Genomic DNA, 7,225 nt, shown 5'->3' on the forward strand with positions numbered 1-7,225 from the left:
GGATAATGGGCAATTATCCCCTTCACCCGCTCTTCCAAAGGCAATCGCACTTCCACGCAATCGGCTTGGGTGAGGGCCTGCCAAAGGGCAGGGGGCAGGTGGAGCTGGCCCACCTTGGCACTCTCAGCTTCCACCCAGACCGGCTTGGCGGGATCCCACTGGAGAAAAACCTGCACCAGTTGACTTTCAAAGCTCTTCTGGGTGGGCTGCGGCATCCCCCACTCCGCTCCCAGCACGGAGCCGCGGTGGTGGGCCAGCTTTTCCAGATCGAGGACTTGGGATCCCTGGCGCTGCAGGTGGTGGAGCAACTGGGTTTTGCCGCTTCCCGTCGGCCCGCAGAGGACGCGGTAGGTGAACTCCTGGGGCAAGCTCTGCAGTTGTCGGCGTACCCACGCGCGGTAGGTTTTGTAGCCACCTTGCAAAACTGTAACCTGCCAGCCCACCTGGGACAATACCAGCGCCAAGCTGGCCGAGCGCTGCCCTCCCCGCCAGCAGTAGATGAGGGGGTGGTAGTCCCGGCTCTTGTCGGCAAAGTGGGTCTGCAGATGGCGGGCGATGTTCTGGGCCACCAGGCTGGCTCCCCGCTTGCGGGCCGTAAAGGGATCCACCTGCTTGTAGAGGGTGCCCACCTCTGCCCGTTCTGCATCGTCAAGCACAGGCAAGTTGATGGCCCCCGGCCAATGGTCTTCAGCAAACTCTGCCGGCGAGCGCACGTCAATGATTTCGCTGTAGGTGTGCAGCCAAGGTTCGGCAGTGACGTGAATGGGGGCAGCCACAGACGCAGGGAGGAGGGAGTGGACTGAGTTCTCTCTTGCTCGATCCTGGCAGATTTCTAGGGTTGTTGCTTAAGGGGATCCCTGGGCCTGACAAGAGTTGCACCGCTCGGCTCCTCCTCCAGGCTAACCTCAGAGGGAGAGATAGGATCGCACTTTTTCCTCGTCCATTTGGTCAGTCGGCCCTTCCATAACGAGGGATCCATTTTCCATGAGGTAAAAGTAATCGGCCAAGCTTTGAGCAAACTCAAAGTACTGTTCTACCAGCAACACCGCAACGCCCCGCTCTTTTTGGATGCGGGCAATGGCTTCTTCGATCTCAATGATGATAGAGGGTTGGATCCCTTCTGTGGGTTCATCCAGGAGTAAAAGTTTAGGCTCTGCCACCAAAGCTCTGGCAATGGCCAATTGCTGCTGCTGACCACCGCTCAAATCTCCACCGGGACGCTTTAGAAAAGAACGCAAAATCGGGAATAAGTCATAAATAAACTCAGGTATAGCCCGTTCTTTGTCCGGTGCTGCCTCTAACCCCACCAGCAGATTTTCCTCAACCGTTAGGCGAGGAAAGATCTCTCGGCCTTGGGGCACATAGCCAATGCCAGCGCGAGCCCGCCAGTTGGGTGGGTAATGATTGATGGGTCGGCCCTCAAAGAGAACTTTGCCTGTACAGTCTTTGAGAAGCCCCATTAGGGCTTTAAGCGTGGTAGTTTTGCCCATGCCGTTGCGACCCAGAAGGCAAACTGCTTGGCCGGGAAGGATCTTGAAAGAAAGATCTCTCACAATTAAACTTTGCCCATAATAAGCTCTCAGGTTACAGACTTCCAGCAAAGGCTGAGATCCACTTTGAGATAGATTTTGCGCTTTGGTGGCGTTTTCCGTATTCATAGGCTTGGATATAGAGTTGGTTAATTGGACGGTCAACACAGATCTCCCCTTCTCCCCTGTTTTCGTTTAGCCTCTGGCTTTGTGGGATCCAAGATAGACCTCGATAACTCGCGGGTCGTTCTTCACTTCCTCAAAGCTACCCTCGCACAACACCGCTCCTTGGTGTAAAACAGTAACCTTGCGAGCAATTTGCCGGACAAATACCATGTCATGCTCAATCACCAAAATGGTGTGATTTCGAGCTAAGGATTGAATTAACTCTCCCGTAGCCTCTGTTTCTTTATCCGTCATCCCGGCCACGCATTCATCAAGCAGCAGCAGATCCGGATCCTGGGCAATCACCATGCCAATCTCCAACCATTGCTTTTCTCCATGGGAGAGCAGCCCTGCCGGGATCCGATCCTTACGGCTCAGGCCGATGGTTTCCAGGAGAGCATCAGTCTTTTCTCGCAAGCGCTTTTTGCCAAATAAGGTGGAGAAAACACCCTTGTGAGGGTTGAGAGAGAGCTCCAAATTTTCTCGCACGCTCAGGTTTTGGTAGACCCGCGGCGTTTGGAACTTGCGACCAATACCCAAGGCAGCGATTTCGTGCTCCTTGAGCTTAGCCAGATCTTTTCCTTTAAACAGCACTCGCCCTCGAGTAGGCTTGACCTTGCCTGTCAACACATCGAGGAAGGTAGTTTTGCCCGCTCCATTGGGGCCGATCACCACCCTTAACTCCCCTTCTTCCAAAGAGAAGTTCAGCCCGTCCAAAGCCTTAAAGCCATCAAAGCTGACGGTGAGATCCTGAGTTTGTAAAATTTGCCGGGTAGTGGTGGGAGCTGCTGTAAGCATAGGGATCACGTCCAAGAACGGAAAGGCCAGAGGACGAGTAGGATTCTCAGCCCATCGAACAAGAGAGGACACTTGGCATCGTTACCTCACCCATTGGGATCCTCTTACTCTGAAGTTGCACCTTGCATAGGGGGATACTGGCACGGATTTAGGCTGGAGAAATATTGGCCAAACGCCGGCGCCAAAGCTGGAAGGTAACCCAAAGCTGCCTGCCCCGGGTGCGCACCCAGCCCACCAAACCATCCGGCAACACCAGCACCACCAGCAGGAACAATCCCCCCTGGAAAAACAGCCAAATTTCTGGGAAATTTTCACTCAGCAAACTCTTGGCAAAGTTTACCAACAAAGCCCCGACCACTGCCCCCACTAAACTGGCCCGACCACCCACCGCTACCCAGATCACCATTTCAATGGAGAAGGGAACGGCCATGGCATTGGGAGAAATGATGCCAGTTTGTAAGGTAAACAAAGCCCCGGCGATCCCTGCCAGCGCAGCCGAGATGGCAAATACCAGCACCTTAAATCCGGTGGGATCGTAGCCAGAGAAACGAACCCGCGGCTCATCGTCTCGAATGGCTACCAGGATTCGACCAAACAAGCCACTGGTAAGCCAACGACAGAGAAGGTAAGCCAAAACAACGGTTAAAACCGTGGCCACATAGACAGCAAAGCGCATCTGGGAAGAGTTGACATCCAGGCCAAATAACGTCTGGAAATTGGTCAGGCCGTTGGTGCCGTTGATTAAGCGCTGTTGCCCGTTGAAGAAGTTGAAGAAAATGATTGTGGTGGCCTGAGTCAGAATAGAAAAATAAACTCCTCGGATGCGATTTCTCACCACCAAGTACCCCAGAGCTGCTGCCACCACAGCCGGGATCAAGACAATAGCAATAGCCGTAAACGGAAACGAATAAAAAGGGTACCAAAACCAGGGCAATTCCGTTACCCCATAGAGGCTGAAAAACTCCGGTATCTGTCCCTCTGGCAGTTGCAACTTGAGGTGCATCCCCAAAGCATAGCCCCCCAAGGCAAAGAACACCCCATGCCCCAGACTCAGCATGCCGGTATAGCCCCAGATAAGGTCGATCCCCAGGGCAACAATGCTCAATGCCAGAAATCGCCCCAACAAGTTCAGCCGAAAACCCGACAACACAGTTGGGGCCACCAAGATCAAAGCCAGCGCCAGGCCAATGAGGATCCCAACTTCCCACAGGAGCTTGCGGGCAGGACTGGGATCCCGACCGGTGGCAAGAATGGCCTCTTCACGATCAGCGGGGGGGAGATGAGCCAGTTTCATGGGCGGTGTGGGGGGATGGGGGATACGGCTAGAAAGATTCGCTCAAGAGGGCTGTCCTAGGCATCCACCATGCGACCTTTTTCGGGGAAAAGGCCGCGGGGGCGCACCTGCAAAAAGGCCACAATTAAGGCAAAGACCATCACCTTAGCCATGCTGGTGGTGGCAAAAAAGTTGAGGGTATCGGTCAGGATCGGCACGTTGGGAAAGATCAAAGCCAGCGTCCCGGAACCGATGACAAAGTTGGCAATTCCGATCCCCAGTGCCGCCACAATGCTGCCCAGGAGCTTGCCCACACCCCCCACGACAACCACCATGAAGGTATCCACGATGTAGTTCTGGCCGGTATTGGGCCCCACGGATCCCAGCAGGCTGACGGCCACGCCGGCTACTCCTGCCAGACCCGAACCCATGGCAAAGGTGAGAGCATCCACCGTTTGCGTAGGGATCCCGACACAAGCGCTCATGGCCCGATTTTGGGTGACGGCGCGGATGCGCAACCCCCAGCGGGTGCGTTGCAAGAAAAAGTACAGCCCCAGGATACAGACAACGGTGAGGGCGATGATGAACAGGCGAGTATTGGGCAAAAACAGGTTGCCCACCGGGATCCCACCCCGCAGCCAGCGAGGAGCGGTCACGTCTCTATTTTGGGCCCCAAACCAGGGCTGGGTGACGGCCAGGGCATAGGTTTGGGCCAGAACCCGCCCGCCTACTGCCACAATGGCCGTAGAAAGCACCAACAACAACGTCAGCACCCAGCCTTTGAGGCGCGGCCAATCGGCCCGTTTTGCCAAGAGCCACCAGCCGCCAAAAAAGAGCACCGCAAAGGCCCCCAAGCGGAAAGCCAACACCCAATTGACGCTGCGCACGAACTGCTGCAGGATCAGGCTCACGCCCCAGGTGGCCAAAAGGGTTTCCAGCGGCCGCCCATACAAAAAGCGAATCACCCCCCGCTCCAGAGCCAGACCCGCCAGGGCCGTGACGACAAAAGCGGCAACCAAGGCTGGAAAGATATACAGATCCCGCCAGGGATCCCCCAATTGTCGGAAGGCATTTTGCACCACAAAGGTGGTGTAGGCCCCCAACATCATCAGCTCCCCATGGGCCATATTGATCACCCCCATGAGGCCGAAGACAATCGCCAGGCCCAGAGCGGCTATCAGCAAAACGGTGCCAATACTGATGCCGTTAAACAAGCTATCCAAAAGCAAGGTCATCGGCAGGGGATCCTCCTTCTTTACCCGTTGACGGGGGACGCGCTTCCAACTCCAGGACGGGATCCCCAACTCACCCGCAAGGGATCCCGCACCCAGCGCTCAACAGGGCTAGCTGACTTTGAAGCGACCGCCTTTGGCCGGATCCGACCAGTCGCAGGCAAAGCCCTTGGTTTCCGCCACAAACTGGTTCCAGGGCTGTGGCTCCACAGCGTCTGTAGAAAAGATGACATCAAACAGCCCATCAGAGCGCACCTGGCCGATCCGCACGTACTTGGTCAGGTGGTGGTTGGTGTTCATCGTCACCAGACCCTCTGGGGCATCAAAGGTTTGGCCGTAGGCTGCTTGGCGCACCGCGTCGATCTCCACGGTTCCCGCTTTTTCCACCGCCTGCTTCCAGATGTAAACCATGATATAGGCCGCTTCCATCGGGTCGTTGGTGACGCGGTTTTGGCCGTATTCTGCCTTGAAGGCTTCCACAAACTTCTTGTTGGCAGGCGTATCCACCGTCATGAAGTAGTTCCAGGCAGCGTAGTGGCCTTCTAGGAACTCGGAGCCAATCGCCTGCACCTCTTCTTCGGCAATGCTGACGGACATAGAGGGATAGCGATCCGGCTCCAGACCGGCTGCTTTCAGTTGCTTAAAGAAGGCCACATTGCTGTCGCCATTCAGGCTGTTGTAGATCACGCCGCCGTTGGGAAGAGCGGCACGGATTTTGCTGATAATGGGAGTCACTTCGGTGTTGCCCAGAGGCAGGTAATCTTCTCCCACAACCTTGCCGCCCAGGGCCTCTAACTGGGCCTTGATGATGGTGTTGGCCGTGCGGGGGAAGACATAGTCGGATCCCACCAGGAAAAACTCTTTGCCCTTGTTCTTGAGCAGCCATTCCACAGAAGGCTCGATCTGCTGGTTGGGGGCAGCGCCGGTGTAGAAGATGTTTTTGGAGCACTCTTGTCCTTCGTACTGTACGGGATACCAGAGCAGGTGTTGCTTGGATTCAAATACCGGCAAAACTGCCTTGCGGCTGGCCGAGGTCCAACAGCCGAATACTGTTGCCACCTTGTCCACATCGATCAATTTGGTGGCTTTCTCGGCAAAGGTTGGCCAATCGGAGGCGCCATCCTCGATGATGGGCTCGATCTGCTTGCCCAAAACCCCACCGGCGGCATTGATCTCTTTAATGGCTAGCTTTTCCGCATCCACCACACTGGTTTCCGAAATGGCCATCGTGCCGCTGAGGGAGTGCAAAATGCCAACGCGAATAGTCTCTCCCTGAGCATAGGCAGGCACAGACCGCTTCACCCAGATCTGCGGCCCTAAGGCAGCCCCGGCTCCGGCCAGCGCGCCCATTTTCAGCACTTGACGACGATTAAAAGATTGAGCCATCGGTAAACTCCGAAACGAGGTGAGTGCAAAGGATGTAGCGAAGTGTGGTTACAGCAGCCTGGCTAACGGGGGGAAGCACTCAGCTCATCACCTTGCCCATGGATCAGCTTGCCCAACTGCGCTCGGCTGAGGTTTTCACCAATGCCTTCCCAATATCAACAGGGGGAAAAGCCAGTTCTGCAGTCGAGAGAGCGTCGTGCGCCCCTGTTGCCTCGACGTGTTTTATCAAACCCATTCAGCCAGGAAGAAATTGTGTTGTGAGATACTTTTTTCCAGAATCTGAGCCTGTTCTCGCCAAGCTCCCAGGGATCCCTTGCTCTCGGCATAATGGAGATTTCGAGGTTGAAAATTGATGGCTTATGGTGCAACAGGCTGGCTATGGATCTTGGCGATCCCCAATTACCGCTGACCTGGTGGTGGCCGGATCCCTACGCCTAGGGCAACCGGCTTGGGACAAGGGGGATCTCTACTGGACGGAGGGCCGCCCGCAGGAGAAGGGGCGAAATGTACTGATGCGGCGAGCTGCCGACGGGACGGTGCAGGAACTGACGCCAGCACCCTTCAACGTGCGCACGCGGGTGCATGAGTACGGCGGCGGCGCCTACTGGGTCTCCGAGGGGGTGGTGTACTTTTGCAACTTTGCCGATCAACGGCTCTACCGCCTGCTGCCGGCTTCGGATCCCCAGCCCCTCACCGAAGCTGGCCCCTACCGCTATGCCGACGGGGTGGTGGACAGGAGGCGCCGGCGCATCCTCTGCGTGCGCGAGGATCACAGCCAGCAGGGAGAGCCAGAAAATACGCTGGTGGCCATCGATCTAGAAAGCGGATCCCCGCAGGTTTTG

6 protein-coding genes and 1 pseudogene are annotated in these 7,225 nt (G+C 56.1%); 1 reads left to right on the plus strand and 6 read right to left on the minus strand.

The window, feature by feature from the left end; genetic code table 11:
* From mnmH to urtA, 6 genes are all read right to left on the minus strand, one after another.
* On the minus strand, window positions 1–776 hold a 776-nt coding region (gene mnmH, locus NW841_RS02655), incomplete at its 3' end, for a tRNA 2-selenouridine(34) synthase MnmH (protein ID WP_414385230.1).
* Window positions 777–905: 129 nt separating this feature from the next.
* The gene (gene urtE / locus NW841_RS02660) at window positions 906–1,658 is read right to left on the minus strand and encodes an urea ABC transporter ATP-binding subunit UrtE (protein WP_414367710.1); all 753 of its coding nucleotides are present in this window, start codon (window positions 1,656–1,658) and stop codon (window positions 906–908) included.
* A gap of 66 nt (window positions 1,659–1,724) precedes the next feature.
* Window positions 1,725–2,492 (minus strand): urea ABC transporter ATP-binding protein UrtD, encoded by a 768-nt coding sequence (urtD, locus tag NW841_RS02665; RefSeq protein ID WP_414332603.1) that lies wholly within the window; start codon window positions 2,490–2,492, stop codon window positions 1,725–1,727.
* A gap of 148 nt (window positions 2,493–2,640) precedes the next feature.
* Window positions 2,641–3,786: an urea ABC transporter permease subunit UrtC gene (gene urtC, locus NW841_RS02670; RefSeq protein WP_414348890.1), complete on the minus strand. Its 1,146-nt coding sequence runs from the start codon at window positions 3,784–3,786 to the stop codon at window positions 2,641–2,643.
* A gap of 56 nt (window positions 3,787–3,842) precedes the next feature.
* On the minus strand, window positions 3,843–5,000 hold the full coding sequence (gene urtB, locus NW841_RS02675; RefSeq protein ID WP_414332599.1) for an urea ABC transporter permease subunit UrtB: 1,158 nt from the start codon (window positions 4,998–5,000) through the stop codon (window positions 3,843–3,845).
* Window positions 5,001–5,108: 108 nt separating this feature from the next.
* Window positions 5,109–6,383, minus strand: coding sequence for an urea ABC transporter substrate-binding protein (urtA, locus tag NW841_RS02680; protein WP_414332597.1), 1,275 nt, complete (start codon window positions 6,381–6,383; stop codon window positions 5,109–5,111).
* A gap of 359 nt (window positions 6,384–6,742) precedes the next feature.
* Here urtA and NW841_RS02685 point away from each other — a divergent pair.
* Window positions 6,743–7,225: pseudogene (locus NW841_RS02685) on the plus strand (S9 family peptidase); the annotation flags it as partial.

It is taken from the genome of Synechococcus sp. H60.3, assembly GCF_047462295.1.
Lineage (GTDB): Bacteria > Cyanobacteriota > Cyanobacteriia > Thermostichales > Thermostichaceae > Thermostichus.